This is a genomic window from Sphingobium sp. TCM1, assembly GCF_001650725.1.
GTDB lineage: Bacteria > Pseudomonadota > Alphaproteobacteria > Sphingomonadales > Sphingomonadaceae > Sphingobium.
Window position 1 is genome coordinate 378,617 of the sequence record NZ_LXVX01000012.1, and the last position, 23,103, is coordinate 401,719.

A 23,103-nucleotide genomic window follows, 5' to 3' on the forward strand; every position below is an offset into this window, starting at 1 on the left:
CGTCAGTTACCGGAAATTGCCGGCGTGCAGCTTCATTCGTCCACCACTTCCCGTTCGACCGGCGGGTGCAGGCGCAAGCGCGTGACGCGGCGGCCGTCGCTGGCGACGATCTCCAGTTTCCAGCCGCTCGTCCCATGCTCGACGATCTCGCCGGGTTCCGGTACGCGGCCGGCGAGGACGAAGGCGAGGCCACCCAGCGTGTCGACATCTTCCTCGACATCGCCCAGCCGCTCGTCAATCTCCTCCGCGACATCATCCAGTTCCGCACGGGCGTCCGCTTCCCAGAGGCCGCCTTCCAGCGGCACGAGCATCGCTTCGGGCGCGTCGTCATGCTCATCCTCGACCTCGCCGACGATTTCCTCGACCAGATCCTCGAAGGTTAGCAGCCCTTCGGTCCCCGAATATTCGTCCAGCACGATGGCGAGATGGGTGCGCTTGGCGCGCATTTCGGCGAGCAGGTCGAGCGCACCCATGCTTTCGGGCACGTAGAGCGGCTGGCGGATCAGCGGTTCCAGCGTATCGGGCACCGGCGCCTTTCCGGCGAGGATCGCGAAGGCATCGCGGATGTGGATCATGCCGACGATGGTGTCGAGATTTTCACGATAGACCGGGATGCGACTATGACCCGCTTCGGCGAACAGGGCGGCAAGATCGGCGAAGCTCGCCTTCTCCTCGATCGCGATGATGTCGGAGCGGGGTACCGCCACGTCGTCTACCGTATGTTCGGAAAAATGGAGCAGGTTGCGGACCATCTGGCGTTCGATCGCCGACAGGTCGCCCTTGGCCGGCGGGTTCTCGTCCTGCTCGTCCTCGTCATATTCGTCGAGCGCTTCCTCCAGCTCCTTCCGGAGGCTGGTTTCCTCACCCTCGCCGAACAAGAGCGACTTGATGCCGCTCCATAAGCCGCCCTCGTTGCTACTGTCCGCTTCTTTCGAAGAGGCGCTGTCCTTCGGGCTGCCTTCAGCCATATTTCTACTCAGTCCCCTGTTACGCGGTCCCCGTAGGGATCGGAAAGGCCCATGCTGAGGAGCGCGGCAATCTCCAGCGCTTCCATCGCTTCGGCTTCATTGTCGTCCATATGATCATATCCAAGCAAATGAAAAGTCCCATGAACAATCAGATGCGTGGCATGATCGGCAACCGATATGCCCTTTTCTGCGGCCTCTGCGGCGCAAACGCCTTCGGCCAGCACGATATCGCCCAGCAGCACTTCGCCATCATCGGTGTTGCCGGTGACTTCCAGCAGATCGTCCTGCACCATCGGGAAGGACAGGACGTTGGTCGGCTTGTCCTTGTCCCGATAGGCGCGATTGAGGGCGTGCACCTCCTCGTCGGTGGTCAGCTTGACCGCCACCTCGTACAGCGCTTCGTCCGTCGCGAAAGCGGCATAGGGGCTGTGCGCGATGGCGGTGACGACGGCACGCTGGGCCAGCAGGTCCCAGTCGATGCCGGGCCAGCCTTCTTCATGGAGGACGGCGACTTCAATCATTCAGACATCTTTCCATTTATCAGGCATCCGGCCCCTCATAGGCCTGGACGATACGGCCGACGACCGGGTGGCGGACGACGTCGCCAATGCCGAAGGGCACCATCGCGATTCCGTCCACGCCATCGAGCCGCGCAACCGCGTCGGCGAGGCCCGATATGCCCGGTTGCGGCAGGTCGACCTGCTTGGGATCGCCGCAGATGACCATTCGGCTGCCCTCGCCGAAGCGGGTCAGAAACATCTTCATCTGGGCAATGGTGGTGTTCTGGGCTTCGTCCAGCACGATGAAGGCATTGGCCAGGGTACGACCGCGCATGAAGGCGAGCGGAGCAATCTCGATCTCGCCCGATGCGATGCGTCGCTCGACCTGTTCGGCCGGCAGCGTATCATAAAGTGCATCGTAGATCGGCCGGAGATAGGGGTCGACCTTCTCCTTCATGTCGCCAGGCAGGAAGCCCAGCCGCTCGCCCGCTTCGACGGCGGGGCGGGACAGGATCAGGCGATCGACGCTGCCGGTGATGAGCTGGCTCACCGCCTGCGCGACGGCGAGATAGGTCTTGCCGGTGCCGGCCGGGCCGAGCGCGAAGATGATGTCGTTCCGGGTCAGCGCTTCCATGTATGTGACCTGTGTCGCGGAGCGCGGAACGATGGTCTTCTTGCGCGTGCGGATCATCACCTTGGGCGGTTCGGCAACATCCTGGCGGATGATGCCGTCGAGCGTCGGTTCGGACGACATGGCGATCACCGCCTCGACCGCACCGGCATCGATTTCCTGCCCCGCGACGATGCGATTGTAGAGCCCGGTCATCACGTCCCGCGCGCGGGCGGCGGCTTCGGCCTCGCCCTCGATCTGGAGCTTGTTGCCGCGCGCGGCGATATAGACGCCCAGGCGATTTTCGATCGCCACCAGATTCTGGTCATATTGTCCGAACAGCGCACCCAGTAGATGCGGCCGGTCGAACGTGACTTCGAGCCGGGCGCGTTCGGCGATGTCTTCGCGGTGATGCGGTTTCTTGGCCATGCTCAGATCCTCCCTTTTTCCGTCATCCCCGCGAAAGCGGCGATCCATCTCCCTTCGATTGAGCCTGAAGGACAGGTTCGGAGATGGGTTCCCCTGTGTGCGGGAACGACTTTGAGTAGGTTCAAGCGGCCTTCCTCCTGCTGATTTCGCCGGCCAGACTGTTCGGGCCGGCGCTGATGATATCGACTTCGACCATGTCGCCGATGCTGAGTTCCGGCGCGGTCACGACCACCGACTGGAGCCAGGGCGACTTGCCGATGACCTGGCCGGGATAGCGGCCCTTTCGCTCCAGAAGAATGTCCGTGGTACGGCCGACGGTGGCGCTGTTGAATTCCACCTGATGACGGTTGATCAGCGCCTGGAGCCGGGCAAGCCGGTCATCCATGACCGCGGCCGGGATCTGGTGATCCATGTCGGCGGCGGGCGTGCCGGGACGGGGGCTATATTTGAAGCTGTAGCATTGGGCGTAACGCGCTTGCTCGACGATCTTCAGCGTATCCTCGAACTCAGCGTCGGTTTCGCCGGGGAAGCCGACGATGAAGTCGCCCGACAGCGCGATGTCCGGCCGCATTTCGCGCACGCGCTCGATGATGCGCAGATAGCTCTCCGCGCTATGGCTGCGATTCATCGCCTTGAGAATGCGGTTGTTGCCCGACTGCACCGGCAGATGGAGGAAGGGCATCAGCTTGGGTTCGTCGCCATGGGCGGCGATCAAGCCGTCGCTCATGTCGTTGGGATGGCTGGTGGTGTAGCGAATGCGCTTCAGGTCCGGGATTCTCGCCAGTTCGCGGGCCAGACCATCCATGCCCTGCTTGCGGCCCTTGTCGTCCTCGCCCGTCCATGCGTTCACATTCTGGCCGAGCAGGGTGATCTCGCGCACGCCGCCATCGACCAGCGCCTTGGCCTCGTCGATGATCGCGCTCCACGACCGGCTTATTTCCGCGCCACGCGTATAGGGCACGACGCAATAGGTACAGAATTTGTCGCAGCCTTCCATGATCGTCAGGAAGGCGGTGGGGCGGGCCTGCTTTGTACGGGCGGGCAGGGCGCCGAATTTCGAGGCCAGTGGCATGTCGGTATCGACGGCGTCCTCGCCGCGGCCCGCCTTGTCGATCAGGTCGGGCAGGCGGTGATAGGCTTGCGGGCCGACGACGATATCGACACTGCGCGCGCGGCGCTGGATCTCGCTCCCCTCCGCCTGGGCGACGCAGCCGGCGACGGCGATCATCGGGCGCGTGCCATCCTCGCGGGTCAGGCGGCCAATGTCGGAATAGACCTTGTCCACGGCCTTTTCGCGGATGTGGCAGGTGTTGAGGATGACGAGATCGGCTTCGCTGCCGTCCGCCGCAACGGTCATGCCCTGCGTGCCCAGCATCTCGGCCATGCGTTCGCCATCATAGACGTTCATCTGGCAGCCGAAGGATTTGACGTGGAAAGTCGCTGGAGTCTTTGGGGCGTCGTTACGATTCATGCTGTCCAGCTATACAGGGGGCAAGGCCGGAGCGGAAGGGCGCTGATGCATGGCAATGCTTCGCGCGATCTTTCCATGTGCCAGGGCGGCGATCGCCTTGCGATCGGCGCAGGCTGCGGGATCGAACGACTCCAGGAAGCGGAGCGTGACCGGCAGCCGCCCCTTGCGATCCAGGATGCGTTTCGCATTGGCGCCGGCAGGCTCGTCGCCATGCCAGGCGATCGCGTGGGTCGCGTCGCCATAGTCGATATGCACGGGCTGGATCATCACCGCGCGCGGTGGTGGGAGAAGCACCGCAAGCAGCGATGGCTTGAACGGCAGCAAGCCGCTGCCGTCGCTGGTTGTGCCTTCCGGAAAGAGCGCTACGGGTTGATGACCCAGCATCGCGGCGCGCAGCGCGTCGAGCTGGCCGGACAGTGCGCCGCGCCGTTCGCGCGTGACGAACAAAGTGTTGTTCTGTGCGGCGAGCCAGCCGATGACCGGCCAGCCGGCCACGCCGTCATGCGAGACGAAGGCGGCGCCGGTCGCGCCGCCCAGCGCCAAGATGTCGATCCAGCTGACATGATTGGCGAGCAGGAATATATCGCCGTCATGCGGGCGCCCCTCGATCCGCACCTCTGCCCCGACCGAGCGCGCGGCCAGCCCCAGGAAACGGCGCGGCCAAGGCGATCTGCGGCGGACAAGCCGCCAGATCAGGTGCAATGGAAGGCAGATCAGCAGGCTGCCGACGAGCGCCCCGATGCGAACCAGTCGACGCAGGCGGGCCAAGTCGGATCAGTTCTTGCGGTCAAGCGCGACGCCGTAGAGTTCCATGCGATGGTCGACCAGGCGGAAACCCAGCTTCTCGGCGATCTGCTTCTGCAACTGTTCCAGTTCCGGGTCCACGAATTCGATGACGTTGCCGGTTTCGACATCAATGAGATGGTCGTGGTGCGATTCCGGCGCCGCTTCATACCGGGCGCGCCCGTCGCCGAAGTCGTGGCGTTCCAGGATGCCGGCCTCCTCGAACAGGCGCACGGTGCGGTAAACCGTCGCAATGGAGATGCCGGGGTCGATGGCGGCAGAGCGTTTATGCAGTTCCTCGACATCGGGATGATCGGTTGCGTCGCTCAACACCTGGGCGATCACCCGGCGCTGCTCGGTGATGCGCAGCCCCTTTTCATGGCACAGGGCTTCGACGTCGATTTTGCGGTTCATGCAGGCTCGCTTATTGGCTTTGGCGAAAATTCGGACAAAGCCTAGCGGCTTTTACCCAGACAGGAAAGGGGCGCGTCCACGACGCGCCCCTCTTGCAACCGGCTTTTGCCAGGTGCGACGATTATTTGCTGCGGGTGCGGCGACGCTTGGTGCCCAGGCCGATCTTCTTCGCCAGGCTGCGGCGCTGTTCGGCATAATTGGGCGCGACCATCGGATAGTCGGCCGGCAGGCCCCACTTGGCGCGATAATCTTCGGGGGTCATCTGATAATGGGTCATCAGGTGACGCTTGAGCATCTTCAGCTTCTTGCCGTCCTCAAGGCAGATGATGTAATCCGGCTTGATCGACGAACGGACCGAAACGGCTGGCTCCGGCTTTACTTCCGGGGCGGCGACCGGCTGGTTCAGAGCCGACAGGGCGGCATGAACATTCTGAATCAGCGAAGATACGTCCGAGACCGCTACACTGTTGTTCGACACATGGGCGGCGACAATATCCGATGTCAAAGTAATGAGCAGTTCGCTCTGAGCCGATTCGGTTTCCATTTTTCTATTTCCTACAAGGCTATATTGTGTTGCGACCCGCCCGAGGAATTGATTTCAGGAGCGGTACGGCCTCGCTAAACCTTGGCGTCCCATTTCGCAATACCGGAATGCGTCAAATTCGCATGTCTTTGCGAAAACTCAGTGCATCATAAAGTTGACCATCTTTACCACGATAATAACCAGGGCGCCGATGCACATATTCAAAGCCTGCTTTCTCATACAGGCGGACGGCGTTGTTGGTGGCGCGTACTTCAAGGTTCATCGACAAGATGCCTCTGCGGCGCGCTGTCGTCAGGCTATCGCGCAACAGGGTTTCCCCGACACCACGCCCGCGCCAGAGCGGAGCCACGGCCAGCAGCAGCAATTCGCATTCGTCGAGCACCGACCGGACCAGTGCGAAGCCGAGCGGTGTGGCGTCCACCCGCGCGACCGTCAGCCAGGTGCCGGGCATCATCATGACGCCGGCGACCTGAGGCAGCGTCCACGCCTCGCCAAAGACCGGGTCGAAGGCTGCGACCATGACATCCATGGCGTCAGACATCGCGTTGCGATCCGCTTCGTCATAGCTGTCGAGCACGAGGCCGGGGATCATGATGCGGCGCGCTCCGCCATGGTCCTTGCGTCCGCGCCCCGGCCGTAGATGGGAACCGGGGGCAGGGGCGCGAGGTCGGCGATCAGCATGAAGTCGCCTGCATCGGGGTACAGAGTCGCCGCTGCGCCCGATCCGCGCGCGGTGACCAGCGCTTCGGCCCCTGTCCCGAAGATGGTTGTTGCGTCGATCCGTTCGGCAAGCGCTGCAATCGGCGTCGAGGCGATGTCGCTGGTGGCGGTCAGGCCGTCGGCGGTGAAGCTCTGCCAGAAAAGCTCGCCATGCCCGCCGGTGATGGTGACGATCAGCGGGCCGCCTTCATGAGACCGGGCCGCGCGCGCAGCGATCAGTGCCGGGGCGCTGTAGCCGTGCAGCGGGATGTTCCAGGCGAGCGCCAACGCGCGCGCGGCGGCGATACCGATGCGTACACCCGTAAAGCTGCCGGGTCCGACATCGACGGCGATCGCGCCGGCTCGACCGCCATCGGGCAGGGCGGCGATGGCGGGCAACAGCGCTTCGGCATGGCCGCGCCCGACAATGTCGTGAAATCGGCCGATCGGCGCACCGTCCTCCAGCAGCGCCACGGACAGGGCCTGTGTCGCAGTGTCGATCACCAGCAGGCGCAAAAATCACTCCCTCAAGCGGCCGCAGGATGCGGATTCGCCTAGCGGTTAGTCGATCCGGCCGGATTTGCCAAATCGGCGGCGTGGTTCAGACCGCGCGCACCTCGGTCACTTCGGGAACATAATGTTTGAGCAGTTGCTCGATCCCGTTCTTCAGCGTCGCGGTGGAGGAGGGGCAGCCCGAGCAAGCGCCCTGCATCTTCAGGTATACGGTGCCCTTGTCGAAGCCGCGATAGATGATGTCGCCGCCGTCATTGGCGACGGCGGGGCGGACACGCGTGTCGATCAGCTCGCGAATCTGCTCGATGATTTCGGCATCTTCCGGGTCGTCGGCAAAGCCGTCATCATCGGCCGGGACAGTGATGCCGGCCGCGCTGCCGGGCGCGAAGAGCGGCATGTTGGCGGAGAAATGCTCCAGCAGCGTGGCAAGAATGTCGGGCTTCACGTCCGACCATTCCGATCCCGGTGCGATCGTCACCGACACAAAATCACTGCCGAAGAACACGCCGGTCACGTCACCCAGGCCGAACAGGGCGTCGGCCAGCGGGGAGGCCTCCGCTTCCTCGGGCGTCGCGAAATCGCGCGTGCCCGCACCCATGACCTCGCGGCCAGGCAGGAATTTGATGGTGGCCGGGTTGGGCGTCAGTTCGGTCTCGATCAACATGGCGCTCATGTGGCGATTGGCGCGACCAAGATCAAGCGTTTCGGGAACTTCGTCGTGCGACGACCATTGAAGGGGAAAGCCTTAAGGAGACAGGATGATGACCGACGAAGCCGATATCCGCGACCGTTTCTGGGCCGATCTGTCGAGCAGCCCCTTCCTGATGGTGGGATTGAAGGGCAATGCGGAACACAGCCTGCCGATGACGGCGCAACTCGATCCGCAGGCCAATCACTGCTTCTGGTTCTATACGGCCAAGGACAATCGCCTGGCGCCCGGTGGACCGGCGATGGCGCAGTTCGTGGCCAAGGACCATCATCTCTTCGCCTGCATCGAAGGGACGCTCGTGCCCGAGACCGACCCGGCGGTGATCGATCGTTACTGGTCGAAGCAGGTGGAGGCCTGGTATCCGGGCGGGCGGAATGATCCCAACCTGCTGATGCTTCGGCTGGACCTCGGTAAGGCTGAAATCTGGCGCGCCGACCTCTCGCTCAAAGGTGTGTTCAAGATGATGTTCGGCGGCGACGTGCGGAGCGAAATGAAGGGGAAGCACGCCGAAGTCGCGCTCTGATCCCTATTCCATTCAAGAATGTGGCGGCTCCGCTGTGATGGTCGGGGCCGCTTGCTATTTGCCCGCACTTCCTCCATATGCGCCGCAGCGCAGCAGATGACCCCTGTGGTCCCCAGCGATTGGCAGCGTGATCGTCCCGAACCCCCGAAGGGTTGGAGGACCGGCCAATGACAGTCTGCGCCAAGCTTGAGGCTTCCCTTTTCACGCGGGTCGTTTCGTAACCCGCCTCGCGCCCTTGCTGCGTCCGCAGCGAAGTCGGCGCATGGCCGACTTGTGAGTTTATCCATGGAATTTACAGATCTTGGCTTGTCCGAGCCAATCCTGAAGGCGCTTGCCGCAAAGAAATATGCCACCCCGACACCAATCCAGCAGAAGGCGATTCCCGTTCTGCTCGAGGGCAAGGATCTGTGCGGCATCGCCCAGACCGGCACCGGCAAGACCGCGGCATTCGCGCTGCCCAGTCTCGACTATTTTGCGCGCAATCCCAAGGTGACGCCGGTCAAGGGCTGCCGGATGCTGGTGCTGTCGCCGACCCGCGAACTCGCCGCGCAGATCGCGCAGAGCTTCCGCGATTATGGCCGCTTCCTCAAGCTGTCGGTCGAAACCGTGTTCGGCGGCGTGCCGATCAACAAGCAGATCCGGGCTTTGTCGCAGGGTGTCGACATCGTTGTCGCCACGCCCGGCCGCCTGCTCGACCTGATCGACCAGCGCGCCTTCACCATCAAGGACACCGAAATCTTCGTGCTCGACGAAGCCGACCAGATGATGGACATGGGTTTCATTCATCCGCTGCGCCGGGTGGCCAAATTGCTGCCGCGCGACCGCCAGAACCTGTTTTTCTCCGCCACCATGCCCAAGGAGATCGAGGCGCTGGCCGGCCAGTTCCTGAACGATCCGGTCAAGGTCAGCGTTGCGCCGCAATCCACCACGGCGGAACGGGTGCGTCAGCAGGCGACCTTCGTGAATCAGGCGGAAAAGCAGGCATTGCTGCATATCGTCCTCAATACCGAGGATATTGACCGCGCCCTGATCTTCACCCGCACCAAGCATGGCGCCGACCGGGTCGTGCGTTTCCTGGAAGGCGCGGGCATCGATGCCTTTGCCATCCATGGCAACAAGAGCCAGGGCCAGCGCACGACCGCGCTCCAGGCGTTTCGTCAGGGCAAGGTGAAACTGCTGGTCGCGACCGACATCGCTGCGCGCGGCATCGACGTGTCGGGCGTCAGCCATGTCATCAACTTCGAAATTCCCAACGTGCCCGAACAATATGTCCACCGCATCGGTCGCACCGCGCGTGCCGGCGCCGAGGGCGTGGCGATCAGCTTCGTGGCGGATGATGAACGGCCCTATCTCAAGGCCATAGAGAAGGCGACGCGCGTAAAGCTCGACATAGCACCGCTTCCGGAGAATTTCCTGGAGGCGGTTCGCAACCTTCCCAAGCCCGCCGCACCGCGCAAGGGGCCGAGCCAGACGCCGCAGCAGCAGGCCAAGCGGGCCGAAGGGCAGCGCCGCTACCAGGACGGGCAGAAGGCGCAGCGCGGGACGCCCGACCGGGCGCATCGCGCGGATTCGGAGGGCGGTGAGAAAAAGCCGTTCCGCCGTCGCCGTCGTGGCGGCGTGGGCGCACATAAGGGCGCGGTCCAGCGCACCGGCGCCCCGCGCTGATTGCCTGATGCCGTTCGCTTCGGACGCGTCGGGAAAGTTTCCCGGCGCGACCGAAACGAAGGCAGGCATGACCATGATTGTCAGTGGCCATTCAGGAAAATGCCGTTAGGCTTTCGCGCCTATGCATTTTTTCTCCCGCCGTCCGGCCGCATCGCTCACCATCCTTGCCCTGCTTCTGTCGGGGTCTTCGCTGCCGCTCGCAGCAAGGACCGCCACGACTACCGCACCGGCCGCTGCGGGAACGACCCAGGCGCAGGTCCGACCGTGGCTCTACGAAAATAGCGATGTGCCGATCGACGCGGCCTGGCGGTTCGGGACGCTGTCGAACGGACTGCGCTACGCGATCCGGCGCAATGGCGTGCCGCCGGGGCAGGTTTCGGTCCGTCTGCGGATTGACGCCGGCTCGCTCATGGAGCGGGACGACGAACAGGGCTACGCCCATTATATGGAGCATCTGACCTTCCGGGGCTCCCGCCATGTGCCTGATGGCGAATCCAAGCGGATCTGGCAGCGGCTTGGCGTGACCTTCGGCAGCGACAGCAACGCCCAGACTACCCCGACCGGGACCACCTATGCGCTGGACCTGCCGCAGGCGACGCAGGCGACGCTGGGCGAAAGCATGAAGATCCTGGCCGGCATGATGGTCGATCCCAACATCGTCGACAGTGCGGTCAGCGCCGAGCGGGCGGTCGTGCTGGCGGAAAAGCGCGAGAGCGACGGGCCGCAGAGCCGCATATCGGACGCCAGTCGCCAGCATTTCTTCGCGGGCCAGCCCCTCGCCGAACATGCGCCGATCGGCACGGTGGCGACGCTGAACGCGGCGACCGCGGCGAGGATGGAAGCATTCCACCAGCGCTGGTATCGCCCGGAATATGCCGTCATCGCCATATCGGGGGACATAGACCCCGCCGTGGCCGAGCAACTGATCAAGGATAATTTTGCCGGCTGGACGGTGCCTGGCAAAGGGGCGGCGATCCCCGACTTCGGCACGCCGGACGCGACGTTGCCCGCGACCCGCTTTCTGGTGGAACCGGGCGCGCCAACGGGGCTGACGATGGCCTGGCTGCGGCACTGGACACCTCATGCCGATACCATCGTCTACAATCAGGACAAGCTGACCGACATGCTGGCGTTGCAGATCATCGGCCGCCGGTTCGAGCAGGCGGCCCGCGCGGGGGGCAGCTTCCTCCAGGCCAGCGTCGAGCAGCAGGATGTCAGCCGGTCGGCGGACGGCACTTTCCTGTCGATCATCCCCAGCGGCAATGATTGGGAAAAGGCGCTGGCGGACGTCCGCGCGATCGTGGAGGATGCCAAGGCCACGCCGCCAAGCCAGGCGGAAATAGACCGCGAATATGCGCAGATGGACATGGCGCTGGCGATCCAGGTCGAAAATGCATCGACGGAAGCGGGCGCCAAGCAGGCCAGCGATCTGGTCAGCGCGGTTGATATTCGCGAGACGACGGTCAGTCCGCAGGCGGCCGTCGATATTTTTCGCGCGGGGAAGCCCGCCATGACTCCGGCCAAGATACTGGATTCGACGCGGCGTCTCTTTTCGGCCGGGGTATTCCGCGCGATGCTGGTGACGGGCAAGGTGGAACCGGGCGTGGATGCGAAGCTGGCGGCGGCCGTCGCTGCGCCCGTCAAGGCGGCGACGAACGCCCGCCTGGCGGACAAGCCGGTAACGATGGACGACCTGCCGAGCCTGGGGACACCCGGGGCCGTGGTATCTCGGACGCAGGCGGGGCTGCCGGGCATGGAAAGCATCAGCTTCGCCAACGGCGTCAAGCTGATCCTGTTCGCCAATGATGCCGAGCCGGAAAAGGTGCGTATCAATGTGCGGTTCGGGCACGGGCAGCAGGCCTTCTCGCCGACAAGGCCGGTGGCGAGCTGGGCGGGCGATTATGCGCTGGTCGCCAGCGGCATCGGCAAGCTGGGGCAGCGGGAACTGGACGAACTGACCATCGGCCGGCGAATGGGCCTGGATTTCGGTATCGACGACGACGCCTTCGAATTGCAGGCGGTCACGCGACCGGCCGACTATAAGGATCAGTTGCGCCTGTTCGCGGCCAAGCTGGCGGCGCCCGGATGGGACCCCGCCCCGATCGGTCGGGTGAAGACGGGTGCGATCGTCGCTTATGACGCGATGTCGCGGTCCCCCGACGCGGTGCTTGGGCGTGACCTCAACTGGCTGCTCCATGACAAGGATGTGCGTTTCCGCACCGCGTCACGCGCGGAAATCGAGGCGCTGACGCCCCAGGCTTTCCGCGCGACCTGGGAGCCGGTACTGGCCTCCGGGCCGATCGAAATCCAGATTTTCGGCCATGTCGAGCCGCAGGACGCGATCAATGCCGTGGCGGCGACCTTCGGCGCGCTGCCGGCGCGGCCCGATACGCCGGTTCCGGCCACGAACCGCGCGATGCGCTTCCCAGCCCATGTCGAGGCGCCCGTCATCCTGCGCCACAATGGCGACAAGGATCAGGCCGCCGCGGTCATGGCATGGCCGACATCGGGTGGGTTCGGCTTGCAGAAGGAGGCGCGCCAGCTTGAGATATTGACGCAGATCTTCAACGATCGCTTGTTCGACAAGCTGCGGTCGACCGAAGGCGCGGCCTATTCCCCTAGTGTCCAGAATAACTGGCCCTTTTCATACGAAAACGGTGGCTATATCCTCGTCACCAGCCAGATCCGGCCCGATCGGATCAGCTATTTCTACGATGTGGTCAAGGCGACCGCGGCCGACCTCGCCAAGAACCCGGTCAGTGCCGATGAATTGCAGCGGGCGGTAGCGCCGATGCAGCAATTGCTGATGCGCGCCAGCACGGGCAACGCCTTCTGGATGAACCAGATGGAAGGCGCGACCCACGATCCCCGCTACATCCAGGCGATGCAGTCCATGTCCCGCGATCTGCTGAGCGTCACGCCGGCGGAGCTTCAGGCATTGGCCGCCAAATATCTGGTTCCGGGCAAGAGCTGGTCGGCGATCGTCCTGCCTGAAGGCGCGGCGGCGAAATAGCTATGGGTCTGGCCGGTCATTTCGCTTGCTCCGGCAGCGACCGTCCCGCCAGGCGCGCGGCCGAAGCTGATTGGAGACTATCGGGAATGTCGGACGGCGTGCAGTGAGCCTGCGGGTCAGATTGTCCGTCGAGGCGCTCGAGCAGCAGCTTTCGGGCATCGGCCGCTACAGCTGGGAATTGTCGCAGCGCTCGACGTTGATCAATGGCGTGCGTGAGATCCGCTTTTAATGGATCATTGCGGTCTCGCTCGCGGCCAGCCCGGCCTTTCATCCCGGGCCCATGGGAGTACGCCCGATACGATCTCAATCTGCCTTTACGCGGGCGGCTATAGCTGGGATCGCTGCGCCAACGAAACCGTAGACGTGTACCGGCGGCTGCGCTGACGCCGGTCAGCGGACGGCCTTCAGCCCGGCGATGATCATCTGGGCGGCGCGGCGGGCCGCGATCGGAGCGCTCAGCTTGGGTCGCGACAGGCTGCGATGGCCAAGGCCGAACATGCAGGCAAGAATCAGTTCTTCGGCGGCATCCAGGGCTTCCCCTGAAAGCTCGGGATTGGCGACGCAGGCAAATTCCCGAAGGATGGAGCGGAATCCGACGCACAGCGTGCCGATCGTCTCGCCAACGGCCTCGTTGCGGAACGCCTCCGCCAAAATGTCGAACGACAGCGCCTCGTCGTTCGCATTGTCGGTCCCGTGCAGCAATATCTGCTCGAATGTCTGTTCGATGCTCATCGCCCCGGCATCGAGTTGCGAGCGCAACGCGGCCATATCCGTAGCCCATGCGTCGGAATCGGCCTTCACCAGCGCTTCGATAATGTCTTCCTTGCCTTTGAATAGGCGATAGATCTGACCCACGGAAACCTGCGCGGCGGCAGCGAGTTGCGCCATCGATGTCTGGTGAAAGCCCCTCGTGGCGAACAGGTCGCGCGCGGTGGACAATATGCGGCTTCTGCCATCTCTCTCATGTTGCACTGCAACCATTTTCTACCCCTTGGCGTTTTTCGCCTCTTGAATATTCTGTGGCATGATCCTACCTGCGCGGCAAGCGGAATGAACGTTCATTCCATACATATGATCCAAATCGAAACGGAAATCAGGCGATGCAAAAGGGGATTTTCACTGGATTGCTGGCGTGCGCGTCGGCCTTGGCGCTGAGTGGGTGCGGCGAGAGCGCTCCGCCAGCGCCAGGGCCGCCCGCCGTGGGCGTCGTGACGCTCAAGACCGAGTCGGTGCCATTGCTGAACGAGCTGCCGGGTCGTGTCACGGCCTTTGAAACGGCCGAAGTTCGCCCGCAAATCAGCGGAATCATCCGTCGTCGCCTGTTCCAGGAGGGCGGCTTCGTGCGGGCGGGGCAATTACTCTATGAAATCGATGATGCACCTTATCGCGCAGCCCTCGCGCAGGCGCAGGGTTCGCTCGCCAGTGCCAATGCGACGATCCAATCGACCAGCCTTCAGGCGCAGCGCTACAAGGAACTGGTCGCCATCAATGCCGTCAGCAAGCAGCAATATGACGACTCGGTTGCGGCGGCGCAGCAGGCGCGCGCCAATGTTGCGGCGCAGCGTGGTGCAGTGCAGGCGGCGCAGGTGAACCAGAATTTCACCCGTATCCGCGCGCCCATTTCCGGTCGTATCAGCCGGTCGCTCTTCACTCCCGGCGCGCTCGTCCAGGCTGGCCAGGCTGACGCGCTGACCACCATCCAGCGCACCGACATGGTCTATGTCGACGTTACCCAGTCCGCTGCGCAGATCATCGACCTCAAGCAGGCGATGAAGAGCGGGGGCGTGAGTGAGGCGGATGGCGCACGCATCACCTTGCTGCTTCCCAACGGCAGCAGCTATCCGATCGAAGGACGGCTGCAATTTTCGGAAGTGACGGTCGACCAGACATCGGGCGCCGTTACCCTCCGCGCGACCTTCCCCAATCCCGATGGCCTGCTGCTGCCTGGCATGTACGTCCGCGCGCGACTGGTCGAAGGTCAGCGAACGCAGGCGATCCTGGCGCCACAGCAGGGCATCAGCCGCGATCCGCGCGGCCGCGCCACGGCCATGGTCGTGGGCCGGGACAACAAGGTCGAACTTCGCCAGGTAGAGGTCGATCGCGCGGCCGGCGACAAATGGATCGTCACCAGCGGCCTCAAGCCGGGAGACCGGCTGATCGTCGAGGGGCTGGTCAACCTGCGCCCCGGCACGGTGGTGAAGCCCGGCGCTCCGCAGCAGGTCGCAGCGGCGCAGAATGCCGCACAGGGCGGAGCGAACTGAACCATGGCCCGCTATTTCATCGACCGGCCCATCTTCGCATGGGTCATCGCCATCGTCATCATGTTGGCCGGTCTGCTGGCGATCCGCTCGCTGCCGGTCGCCCAGTTCCCCGAGATCGCGCCCCCGGCGGTGACGGTCCAGACCAGCTATCCGGGCGCCAATGCCCAGACGTTGGAAAGCACGACCACGCAGATCATCGAGCAACAGCTCAAGGGCATCGACAATCTGCGCTATTTTTCGTCGACCAGTGACGGTTCGGGCAATCTTAACATCACCTTGACCTTCGAACAGGGCACCGATCCCGACATCGCGCAGGTCCAGGTACAGAACAAGCTGTCGCAGGCCACGCCGCTGTTGCCGCAGGAGGTGCAGCAGCAGGGGCTACGCGTCAGCAAGTCCACCTCCAGCTTCCTTCTCATCATGTCGGTCTACGCCGATGACGGCATCCACGACCAAGAGGATGCCGCCGACTTCATCGCGTCGAACCTCCAGGATCCTATCAGCCGTGTGACCGGCGTCGGCGATACCCAGCTCTTCGGGTCACAATATGCGATGCGTATCTGGCTCGATCCTTACAAGATGGCAAATCTGGGCGTCACGACCGGCGACGTCAAATCAGCGATCACCGCACAGAATGCGCAGGTCTCGGCGGGCCAGATTGGCGGATCGCCCTCGCCAAAGGGGCAGGCGCTCAATGCCACGGTCACAGCCCAGTCGCGCCTACGCACCCCCGAAGAGTTCCGTAACATCCGCCTGCGCAGCAACAGCGACGGTTCGGTCGTGCTGATGTCCGACATTGCGCGGGTCGAGCTGGGCGCGGAAAATTACGGCTTCGGTGTGAAGTTCAATGGCCATCCGGCCTCGGGCTTCGGCGTCAAGCTCGCGCCGGGCGCGAATGCGCTCGACACGGTCGATGCGGTCAAGAGCCGGGTCGATCAACTGTCGAAGAATTTTCCGAGCTGGGTGAAATATGATTTCCCGGTCGACAATTCGACCTTCGTCAGGCTGTCGGTCGAGCAGGTCATCCACACTCTGTTCGAAGCCGTCCTGCTGGTATTCGTCGTTATGTTCCTGTTCCTCCAGAACTGGCGGGCGACGTTGATCCCGACCATTGCCGTGCCGGTGGTGCTGCTGGGATCGCTGGCCATACTGAGCGTGGCGGGCTTCACCATCAACACGCTGACTCTGTTCGGCATGGTGCTGGCGATCGGCCTGCTGGTCGACGACGCGATCGTGGTGGTCGAGAATGTCGAACGCCTGATCCAGGATGAAGGTCTAAGCCCCAAGGAGGCCGCGCGAAAGTCGATGGACGAGATCAGCGGCGCGCTGATCGGCATCGGCCTTGTGCTGTCTGCGGTGTTCCTGCCGATGGCCTTTTTCGGCGGATCGACCGGCGTTATCTTCCGCCAATTCTCGATCACGATCGTCTCCTCGATGATCCTGTCGGTGCTGGTCGCCTTGATCCTGACACCCGCACTATGCGCCACCATCCTGAAGCCGGCTTCGCATGGGCACAGTTGGAACGGGCCGGTCGGTTCGATCTTCGGTCGCTTCTTTGACTGGTTCAATCGCAGCTTCGACAAGGGCGTGGTCCGCTACGGCCGGGGTGTCGAGAAGGTGGAGCGTCGTTGGGGCCGTACGATGCTGGTCTATGGCCTGATCGTGATCGGCATGGCGTTCATCTTCCTGCGCCTGCCGAGCGGTTTCCTGCCGGACGAGGACCAAGGGATCATCATCAACCAGGTGTCGCTGCCTGCGGGCACGACGCTGGAGGAAACCGAGCGCGCGCTCGCCCGGATGCGCGATCATTATCTGGTCGATGAGAAGAAAAATGTCTCGGCGGTCTTCACGATCGCGGGCTTCGGTTTCGTCGGACAGGGGCAGAATGTCGGCATCGTGTTCGCGCGCATGAAGGATTGGGAGGATCGCCAGGGCAGCGACAACCAGGTTCCGGCCATCGCGCTGCGCGCCAACATGGCCTTTCAGAAAATCTCCGCCGGCATGGCCTTCGCTTTCGTCCCGCCGGCGGTGCAGGAACTGGGCAACGCGTCGGGTTTCGACTTCCAGTTGCTGGATCAGGCCAATCTGGGCCATGACAAGCTGCTTGCAGCGCGCAACCAGTTGCTCGGCATGGCGATGGCGGACAAGCGCCTGGCGCAGGTCCGTCCCAACGGGCTGGAAGATACGCCCCAGCTCAAGCTTAATGTCGATCAGGCCGCGGCCGGCGCTTTGGGCATCGCCCAGGCCGACGTGAACGATACGATCAGCACCAATCTGGGCAGTTCCTACGTCAACGACTTCATCGACCGTGACCGCGTGAAGCGGGTCTATGTGCAGGCGGATGCGCCGTTCCGCACATCGCCCGAGGCCATCGGCGCCTTCCATGTCCGTGGCAGCACTGGCGCCATGGCGCCCCTGTCGGCCTTCGCCACGACCGAATGGGTCCAGGGACCGGCGCGCCTGGAGCGTTTCAACGGCGTTCCGTCTATGAACATCCAGGGCGCGCCCGCACCGGGCGTATCGAGCGGCGCGGCGATGCAGGCGATGGAGGAATATGCCGCCAAGCTGCCTGCGGGCATCGGCTACAGCTGGAACGGCATTTCCTACGAGGAACGCACGTCCGGTGGCCAGGCCCCCTATGTCTACGCGCTGTCGATGCTGATCGTGTTTCTCTGCCTTGCCGCGCTGTATGAAAGCTGGTCGGTTCCCATCGCGGTCATGCTGGTGGTGCCACTGGGCGTGCTGGGTGCTGTGATCGCCGCGACGCTGGCCGGGCTCGACAATGACATCTATCTGCAGGTCGGCCTGATCACGACCATCGGCGTGTCGGCGAAGAACGCGATCCTGATCGTGGAGTTCGCCGAGGAAAAGATGCGTGAAGGACTGTCTCCCGCGCAGGCGGCGCTGGAGGCGGGCAAGCTGCGCCTGCGGCCGATCCTTATGACCAGTTTCGCCTTCATCTTCGGCGTTCTGCCGTTGGCGGTCGCGAAGGGGGCAGGGGCTGGCGGCCAGAATGCGATCGGCTGGGCGGTGGTCGGCGGCATGTTGTCGGCGACAGTGTTGGCGATCTTCTTCGTCCCGGTCTTCTTCACCGTCGTGAAGCGGCTGTTCCGCGAACATAAGAACCAGGAAGCGGCAGGCGATACGGCAACGTCCGGCGCCCCGCAGGAGGCTTGAACACCATGCGCAAAATGAACGCGCTCGGCGCCGTCGCCCTTTCGCTGGCCCTGACGGCCTGCGACATGGCGCCCAAATATGTCCGGCCGGAGCTGCCGGTGCCCGCTACCAGTCCGCAGGGGCCGGCCTATACCCCCGCTGACGGGCAGGGGGCGATCGTGCCTGCGGATACCGGCTGGCGCGATTTCTTCACCGATGCCGGTCTGGCGCGGGTGATCGAAACCGCTCTCGCCAATAATCGCGACCTGCGCCTGGCGCTGGCCAATGTCGAACAGGCGCGGGCGCAATATAAGGTGCAGCGCGCCGACCTGCTGCCCACGGTTGCCGCGGGCGGGACCGCCACCTATCAGGACCAGCCCTTTTCGCAGGCCGGTTCCGGACGCGCCGACATCTATCAGGCGCAGGTCGGCATTTCGGCCTGGGAAATCGACCTGTTCGGCCGGGTGCGAAACCTGACTAAAGCCGCGCAGGAGCAATATTTCGCCAGCGTGGAAAATCGCAACGCGGCGCAGACGACGCTGATCGCGGAAACGGCCAATGCCTGGCTTACCATGGCGGCGGATCAGGACCGGCTGCGTATCGCCCGCGATCTGGAGCAGGCGTTCGGCAAGACGCTGGAACTGACCCGGGCGCGCTTCGACAAGGGCGTCGCCTCCGAACTGGAGGTGCGGCAGGCGCAGACCAGCTACGACGCTGCCCGATCGGATATTGCGGAAGCGACGACTCTGGTCGCGCAGGACCAGAATGCGCTCAACCTGCTTGCGGGCACCACCGTCCCGACCGCAGACCTGCCGCAGTCCCTTCCGGAATCCGGCGTGACGATCGACACGCTGCCCGCCGGCATTTCTTCCGAAATATTGCTGCGCCGGCCGGACATCGCATCGGCCGAGCATCAGCTTCGCAGCGCCAATGCCAATATCGGCGCGGCGCGCGCGGCCTTCTTCCCCAACATTTCACTGACTGCTGCGCTCGGATCGGTCAGTCTGGGGCTGTCCAACCTGTTCGCATCGGGATCGGACTTCTGGTCGGTGGCGCCCTCCGCGACGCTTCCCATCTTCGATTTCGGCAAGAACCAGGGTAATCTCCGCTATGCCAAGGCGACCTATGACGCGATGCTCGCCACCTATGAGAAAAGCGTCCAGACCGGCTTCCGCGAGGTAGCCGATGCGCTCGCCCGGCGTGGGACGATGGGGCAGCAACTCGAAGCGCAAACGTCGCAGCGCAACGCGGCCCGGACCGCCTACCGCCTGTCGGAGGCACGGTTTCGCGGGGGTGTCGACACGTTCCTGACCACCCTGGATTCGCAACGTTCGCTTTACACGGCTGAGCAGAGCCTGTTGGCAACGCGGCTGACCCGCGCGACCAATCTGGTAGAACTCTACCGCGCAATGGGTGGCGGCCTGAAATAGGCCGTCGCTTTGAGCGCAAGGGAAAGGAAGTGAAGGTCATCGTTCCGCGCTATGGCGGCGCGGCAACGATGGAGATCCACATGAACCTTGTCCGCACGACATTCCCGTCGCCGGTGGGCGCGCTTCCGCTCGTGGCGAGTGACGTCGGATTGGTCGCGATCCTCTGGCCGGACGACGCGCCTGGACGGGTCCGCCTTGACGCGGAGCGGGAGCAGCCCGATCATCCGGTCCTAGTCGAAGCGATCGCCCAGCTCACGACCTATTTCGACGGTCGCCGACATCGTTTTGACCTGCCGCTCGATCCGCGGGGCACTGATTTCCAACAGAGCGTCTGGAGCGCGCTGCTCGACATTCCCTATGGTGAGACGCGGAGCTATGCCGAGATTGCGCGCGCCATCGGCCATCCATCCGCGGTGCGCGCGGTCGGCGCCGCGAACGGACGCAACCCGCTGTCGATCGTCGCGCCCTGCCACCGGGTCGTGGGCAGCAACGGCGCGTTGACCGGCTTTGCGGGCGGGCTGGAGACAAAGCGCTGGCTGCTCGCGCATGAACAGGCGCATCGGCGGGGCTGATTATGGCTGTCCAAAATCTGTGCTTTCCCTATGCTTGGCACCGAAGCGGGGATATGCAGCGCGACCATGACACCGGATTTGGATGCGATCGTCGCCGATATTGTGGCGGCCATGGCGGAGGCGGATGAACGCGGGACCGTCGCCAGCTATATTCCTGAACTCGCCAAGGTCGACCCGGGCCAGTTCGGCATCGCGATCGCGACGGCGGACGGCCGCCTCCTGACGGGCGGAGATGCTGATATGGGCTTTTCCATCCAGTCCATATCCAAGGTCTTTGCCTTGACCCTGGCATTGGGCAAGGTCGGGGACCAGCTTTGGGACAGGGTCGGTCGGGAGCCTTCTGGCAATGCGTTCAATTCGATCGTCCAGCTGGAACATGAGCATGGCATCCCGCGCAATCCCTTCATCAATGCGGGTGCGATCGTCGTCGCTGACGTCAATCTGGGCGGACATCAGCCGCGCGTGGCGATCGGGGAAATGCTGCGCTTCGTCCGTTACCTCGCGGGCGATGACGGCATCGCGATCAACGAGGCGGTGGCTGCGTCGGAAACCGCGACCGGTTTCCGCAACATGGCGCTCGCCAACTATATGCGGGCGTTCGACAATGTCCGTCATCCCGTCGATCTCGTGCTGGGCACCTATTTCCATCAGTGCGCGATCGAGATGAACTGCCGCCAACTCGCACTGGCCGGCCGCTATCTGATGCTGGATGGCCGCCATCCCGGCGGGGGCAGGGTGGTGTCGCCGCGCCGCGCGCGGCGCATCAACGCCCTGATGCTTACCTGCGGGCATTATGACGCATCGGGCGATTTCGCCTTTCGCGTCGGTATTCCGGGCAAGTCAGGCGTCGGCGGTGGCATTCTGGCGATCGTGCCGGGCCGCGCGTCGATCGCAGTCTGGTCGCCGGGGCTGAACGCCAGCGGCAACAGTGAACTGGGCACCCGCGCGCTGGAGGAACTGGCGCGCCGGACCGGCTGGTCGGTGTTCAGCCCGGCGTCGCTGGACGCGGATTAGCCGATCTCGTCGGCGCGCAGGCGGCGCAATTTGGGCGCGGTCTGCAATTGCGCCGCATCCTTGATCCCAACGCGCAGATCCTCGCGCATCTGGTGGATGGACGCGATCACCGGGCCCATCGCGACGCCCAGGTCGACCAGCGCCGTCTCCGCCAGTTGTAGCGAGCTTTCCAGCGTTTCCGGGACCGCGTCGCTGGCCCCGGCCTTGTAGAGTTGCGCCGCATGATCCGTGTCGCGCGCGCGCGCGATGATCGGCAGGTCGGGCACCCAGCCGCGCACGCGCTTGGTCACTCGCACGGACAGCACAGGATCGTCCATCGTCAGGATCAGCGCGCGGGCATGGCCCAGCCGCAGCTTGTCCAGCATTTCCGCACGGGCGACATCGCCGAACAGGATCGGATAGCCGCTCCGTCGCGCCTCCGCCACGACATCGGGGTCGGATTCCACGACGATGAAGCGCTGGTTATGCGTGCGTAGCAGGTCGCACACCATGCGCCCGACCCGGCCGAAACCGATGACGACAGCGGCCGCCTCGGTCTGGTCATGTTCAGGTTCGACGACTTCCTCCCCCAGCGCCATTTCCAGTCGCCGGGCAATGTCATGGCCGACCCGCGCGAGCAGCGGCGTGATGGTGAGCCCGATCGCGGTCACGATCTGCCAGAAGGCGGCGGTCGATGGCAGGATCAACTGGGCCGCAGCGGCCGCCGACAGCACGATGAGCGTCGTTTCGGAAGGGCTGGACATCAGCACCCCGACTTCGAGCGCCACGCCCTTGCGCGCGCCCGAGATGTAGAGCAGCGTCGATGTCACGAGCATCTTGGCCACCACCACGCCGACAACCGCCAGCAGCAGGCTTTCCCAGTTCGCGAGAATGACGCGGACATCCAGGCTCATGCCCACGGTGATGAGGAATACGCCGAGCGCCAGCCCCTTGAACGGGGCGGTCATCACCTCGACCTCGCCATGATAATCGGTTTCCGCGATCAGCAGGCCCGCGAGCAGCGCGCCGACGATCGGCGACAGGCCGGCGATCGACGTCGCCATGCTGGATATGATGACAACCAGCAAACTGGCCGCCAGAAACACCTCGGGGCTCTTGGTGCGCGCCGCCTGGCTGAAGACGTGGGGCAGGAAGAGGCGGCCCATCACCAGCATGATGGCGATTGTCACGCCGCCTCTTAGCAATGTGCTGGCCATTTCGCTCCATGCGCCGTCCGGGCTCGCGGCAACGGACGGCGCCAGCGCGCCCAGCATGAAGATGATGGGGACGAGGGCGAGATCCTCGAACAACAGCATGGAGAAGGCCGCGCGGCCGACGGCCGTCTGGGTGCCGACCATCGGCAACACCACGGCGGTCGAGGACAGCGCCAGCGCCAGTCCCAGCCCGATCGCACCGGCGGTGGGTTGTCCCAGCAGATAGAGGCCGGCCGCGATCAGCAGGCCGCTGCCGATCAGTTCGGCCGCGCCAACGCCGAAGACCTGCGTCCGCATCGTCCACAGGCGCCGGAAGCTGAGTTCCAGCCCGATCGAGAAGAGCAGCAGGATGACGCCGAGTTCGGCAAAGGGTTCGATCGCTTCCCGGTTGGAGATGGTGACATGATAGAGCCAGGGATATTGGCCGACCAACGCCCCAAGACCCGCCGGTCCGACCGCCAGGCCAACCAGGATGAAGCCGATCACCGGACTGATGCGAAAACGGGCAAAGCCGGGAATGACCAGCCCCGCCGCGCCAAGAATGACGAGGGAGTCACTGAAACTATTGGGATTGATCACGCCTGCCATGCGGCCATCATCGCGGCTGGCGCGGGCAATTTCTACCCCTGCGCAAGA

General features: G+C 64.0%; 21 protein-coding genes. 9 read left to right on the top strand and 12 right to left on the bottom strand.

What is annotated here, in order from left to right; translation table 11 throughout:
* Positions 1–32 precede the first annotated feature (32 nt).
* The 10 genes from A7Q26_RS10690 to A7Q26_RS10735 form a co-directional block, all read right to left on the bottom strand.
* Positions 33–968, bottom strand: coding sequence for a hemolysin family protein (locus A7Q26_RS10690; protein ID WP_066859349.1), 936 nt, complete (start codon positions 966–968; stop codon positions 33–35).
* 8 nt (positions 969–976) lie between these two features.
* Complete coding sequence (gene ybeY, locus A7Q26_RS10695; protein WP_066859350.1) at positions 977–1,489, bottom strand: rRNA maturation RNase YbeY; 513 nt, start codon at positions 1,487–1,489, stop codon at positions 977–979.
* 19 nt (positions 1,490–1,508) lie between these two features.
* Positions 1,509–2,507, bottom strand: coding sequence for a PhoH family protein (locus A7Q26_RS10700; RefSeq protein WP_066859351.1), 999 nt, complete (start codon positions 2,505–2,507; stop codon positions 1,509–1,511).
* 121 nt (positions 2,508–2,628) lie between these two features.
* Positions 2,629–3,978, bottom strand: a complete 1,350-nt coding sequence (miaB, locus tag A7Q26_RS10705; protein WP_066859352.1) for a tRNA (N6-isopentenyl adenosine(37)-C2)-methylthiotransferase MiaB — start codon at positions 3,976–3,978, stop codon at positions 2,629–2,631.
* Positions 3,979–3,987: 9 nt separating this feature from the next.
* Complete coding sequence (locus A7Q26_RS10710; RefSeq protein ID WP_066859353.1) at positions 3,988–4,746, bottom strand: lysophospholipid acyltransferase family protein; 759 nt, start codon at positions 4,744–4,746, stop codon at positions 3,988–3,990.
* Positions 4,747–4,752: 6 nt separating this feature from the next.
* On the bottom strand, positions 4,753–5,175 hold the full coding sequence (locus tag A7Q26_RS10715; protein WP_017184208.1) for a Fur family transcriptional regulator: 423 nt from the start codon (positions 5,173–5,175) through the stop codon (positions 4,753–4,755).
* 121 nt (positions 5,176–5,296) lie between these two features.
* Complete coding sequence (locus A7Q26_RS10720; protein WP_066859354.1) at positions 5,297–5,719, bottom strand: MucR family transcriptional regulator; 423 nt, start codon at positions 5,717–5,719, stop codon at positions 5,297–5,299.
* 112 nt (positions 5,720–5,831) lie between these two features.
* Positions 5,832–6,311 carry a GNAT family N-acetyltransferase gene (locus A7Q26_RS10725; RefSeq protein ID WP_066859355.1) on the bottom strand — a complete coding sequence of 160 codons (480 nt, stop codon included), beginning with the start codon at positions 6,309–6,311 and terminating at the stop codon, positions 5,832–5,834.
* Complete coding sequence (gene tsaB / locus A7Q26_RS10730; protein ID WP_066859356.1) at positions 6,308–6,934, bottom strand: tRNA (adenosine(37)-N6)-threonylcarbamoyltransferase complex dimerization subunit type 1 TsaB; 627 nt, start codon at positions 6,932–6,934, stop codon at positions 6,308–6,310. Before tsaB ends, A7Q26_RS10725 begins: the two co-directional genes overlap by 4 nt.
* A gap of 85 nt (positions 6,935–7,019) precedes the next feature.
* Positions 7,020–7,595 (bottom strand): NifU family protein, encoded by a 576-nt coding sequence (locus tag A7Q26_RS10735; protein WP_066859502.1) that lies wholly within the window; start codon positions 7,593–7,595, stop codon positions 7,020–7,022.
* Positions 7,596–7,692: 97 nt separating this feature from the next.
* Here A7Q26_RS10735 and A7Q26_RS10740 point away from each other — a divergent pair, with 97 nt between their 5' ends.
* The 4 genes from A7Q26_RS10740 to A7Q26_RS26160 all read left to right on the top strand — a co-directional run bounded on the left by A7Q26_RS10740 (position 7,693) and on the right by A7Q26_RS26160 (position 13,070).
* Positions 7,693–8,163, top strand: coding sequence for a pyridoxamine 5'-phosphate oxidase family protein (locus A7Q26_RS10740; protein ID WP_066859503.1), 471 nt, complete (start codon positions 7,693–7,695; stop codon positions 8,161–8,163).
* Positions 8,164–8,448: 285 nt separating this feature from the next.
* On the top strand, positions 8,449–9,828 hold the full coding sequence (locus A7Q26_RS10745; protein WP_066859357.1) for a DEAD/DEAH box helicase: 1,380 nt from the start codon (positions 8,449–8,451) through the stop codon (positions 9,826–9,828).
* 121 nt (positions 9,829–9,949) lie between these two features.
* Positions 9,950–12,841: a M16 family metallopeptidase gene (locus A7Q26_RS10750; RefSeq protein WP_066859358.1), complete on the top strand. Its 2,892-nt coding sequence runs from the start codon at positions 9,950–9,952 to the stop codon at positions 12,839–12,841.
* Between the two features lie 103 nt (positions 12,842–12,944).
* Positions 12,945–13,070 (top strand): hypothetical protein, encoded by a 126-nt coding sequence (locus tag A7Q26_RS26160; protein ID WP_269747245.1) that lies wholly within the window; start codon positions 12,945–12,947, stop codon positions 13,068–13,070.
* Between the two features lie 161 nt (positions 13,071–13,231).
* Here the strand turns inward: A7Q26_RS26160 and A7Q26_RS10755 are convergent, their stop codons facing one another.
* Positions 13,232–13,822 carry a TetR/AcrR family transcriptional regulator gene (locus A7Q26_RS10755; RefSeq protein WP_066859359.1) on the bottom strand — a complete coding sequence of 197 codons (591 nt, stop codon included), beginning with the start codon at positions 13,820–13,822 and terminating at the stop codon, positions 13,232–13,234.
* A 119-nt stretch (positions 13,823–13,941) separates the two neighbouring features.
* Between A7Q26_RS10755 and A7Q26_RS10760 the strand changes: the two genes are divergently transcribed.
* The 5 genes from A7Q26_RS10760 (at position 13,942) to A7Q26_RS10780 (ending at position 21,274) form a co-directional block, all read left to right on the top strand.
* On the top strand, positions 13,942–15,102 hold the full coding sequence (locus A7Q26_RS10760; RefSeq protein WP_066859360.1) for an efflux RND transporter periplasmic adaptor subunit: 1,161 nt from the start codon (positions 13,942–13,944) through the stop codon (positions 15,100–15,102).
* A 3-nt stretch (positions 15,103–15,105) separates the two neighbouring features.
* The gene (locus tag A7Q26_RS10765; RefSeq protein WP_066859361.1) at positions 15,106–18,279 is read left to right on the top strand and encodes an efflux RND transporter permease subunit; all 3,174 of its coding nucleotides are present in this window, start codon (positions 15,106–15,108) and stop codon (positions 18,277–18,279) included.
* 5 nt (positions 18,280–18,284) lie between these two features.
* Positions 18,285–19,688 carry an efflux transporter outer membrane subunit gene (locus tag A7Q26_RS10770; RefSeq protein ID WP_066859362.1) on the top strand — a complete coding sequence of 468 codons (1,404 nt, stop codon included), beginning with the start codon at positions 18,285–18,287 and terminating at the stop codon, positions 19,686–19,688.
* Between the two features lie 80 nt (positions 19,689–19,768).
* Positions 19,769–20,260 carry a methylated-DNA--[protein]-cysteine S-methyltransferase gene (locus tag A7Q26_RS10775; protein ID WP_066859504.1) on the top strand — a complete coding sequence of 164 codons (492 nt, stop codon included), beginning with the start codon at positions 19,769–19,771 and terminating at the stop codon, positions 20,258–20,260.
* A 66-nt stretch (positions 20,261–20,326) separates the two neighbouring features.
* The gene (locus A7Q26_RS10780; RefSeq protein WP_066859505.1) at positions 20,327–21,274 is read left to right on the top strand and encodes a glutaminase; all 948 of its coding nucleotides are present in this window, start codon (positions 20,327–20,329) and stop codon (positions 21,272–21,274) included.
* Here the strand turns inward: A7Q26_RS10780 and A7Q26_RS10785 are convergent.
* Positions 21,271–23,055: a cation:proton antiporter domain-containing protein gene (locus tag A7Q26_RS10785; RefSeq protein ID WP_066859363.1), complete on the bottom strand. Its 1,785-nt coding sequence runs from the start codon at positions 23,053–23,055 to the stop codon at positions 21,271–21,273. The genes A7Q26_RS10780 and A7Q26_RS10785 overlap by 4 nt on opposite strands.
* Between the last annotated feature and the right edge of the window lie 48 nt (positions 23,056–23,103).

Coding starts and splice junctions, on each gene's coding strand:
- A7Q26_RS10740 (WP_066859503.1), top strand. CDS start 7,693: ATGACCGACGAAGCCGATATCCGCGACCGTTTCTGGGCCGATCTGTCG.
- A7Q26_RS10750 (WP_066859358.1), top strand. CDS start 9,950: ATGCATTTTTTCTCCCGCCGTCCGGCCGCATCGCTCACCATCCTTGCC.
- A7Q26_RS10720 (WP_066859354.1), bottom strand. CDS start 5,719: ATGGAAACCGAATCGGCTCAGAGCGAACTGCTCATTACTTTGACATCG.
- A7Q26_RS10745 (WP_066859357.1), top strand. CDS start 8,449: ATGGAATTTACAGATCTTGGCTTGTCCGAGCCAATCCTGAAGGCGCTT.
- A7Q26_RS10760 (WP_066859360.1), top strand. CDS start 13,942: ATGCAAAAGGGGATTTTCACTGGATTGCTGGCGTGCGCGTCGGCCTTG.
- A7Q26_RS10770 (WP_066859362.1), top strand. CDS start 18,285: ATGCGCAAAATGAACGCGCTCGGCGCCGTCGCCCTTTCGCTGGCCCTG.
- A7Q26_RS10765 (WP_066859361.1), top strand. CDS start 15,106: ATGGCCCGCTATTTCATCGACCGGCCCATCTTCGCATGGGTCATCGCC.
- A7Q26_RS10700 (WP_066859351.1), bottom strand. CDS start 2,507: ATGGCCAAGAAACCGCATCACCGCGAAGACATCGCCGAACGCGCCCGG.
- A7Q26_RS10780 (WP_066859505.1), top strand. CDS start 20,327: ATGACACCGGATTTGGATGCGATCGTCGCCGATATTGTGGCGGCCATG.
- A7Q26_RS10775 (WP_066859504.1), top strand. CDS start 19,769: ATGAACCTTGTCCGCACGACATTCCCGTCGCCGGTGGGCGCGCTTCCG.
- A7Q26_RS10715 (WP_017184208.1), bottom strand. CDS start 5,175: ATGAACCGCAAAATCGACGTCGAAGCCCTGTGCCATGAAAAGGGGCTG.
- A7Q26_RS10735 (WP_066859502.1), bottom strand. CDS start 7,595: ATGTTGATCGAGACCGAACTGACGCCCAACCCGGCCACCATCAAATTC.
- A7Q26_RS10755 (WP_066859359.1), bottom strand. CDS start 13,822: ATGGTTGCAGTGCAACATGAGAGAGATGGCAGAAGCCGCATATTGTCC.
- A7Q26_RS10725 (WP_066859355.1), bottom strand. CDS start 6,311: ATGATCCCCGGCCTCGTGCTCGACAGCTATGACGAAGCGGATCGCAAC.
- ybeY (WP_066859350.1), bottom strand. CDS start 1,489: ATGATTGAAGTCGCCGTCCTCCATGAAGAAGGCTGGCCCGGCATCGAC.
- A7Q26_RS10785 (WP_066859363.1), bottom strand. CDS start 23,055: ATGGCAGGCGTGATCAATCCCAATAGTTTCAGTGACTCCCTCGTCATT.
- miaB (WP_066859352.1), bottom strand. CDS start 3,978: ATGAATCGTAACGACGCCCCAAAGACTCCAGCGACTTTCCACGTCAAA.
- A7Q26_RS10690 (WP_066859349.1), bottom strand. CDS start 968: ATGGCTGAAGGCAGCCCGAAGGACAGCGCCTCTTCGAAAGAAGCGGAC.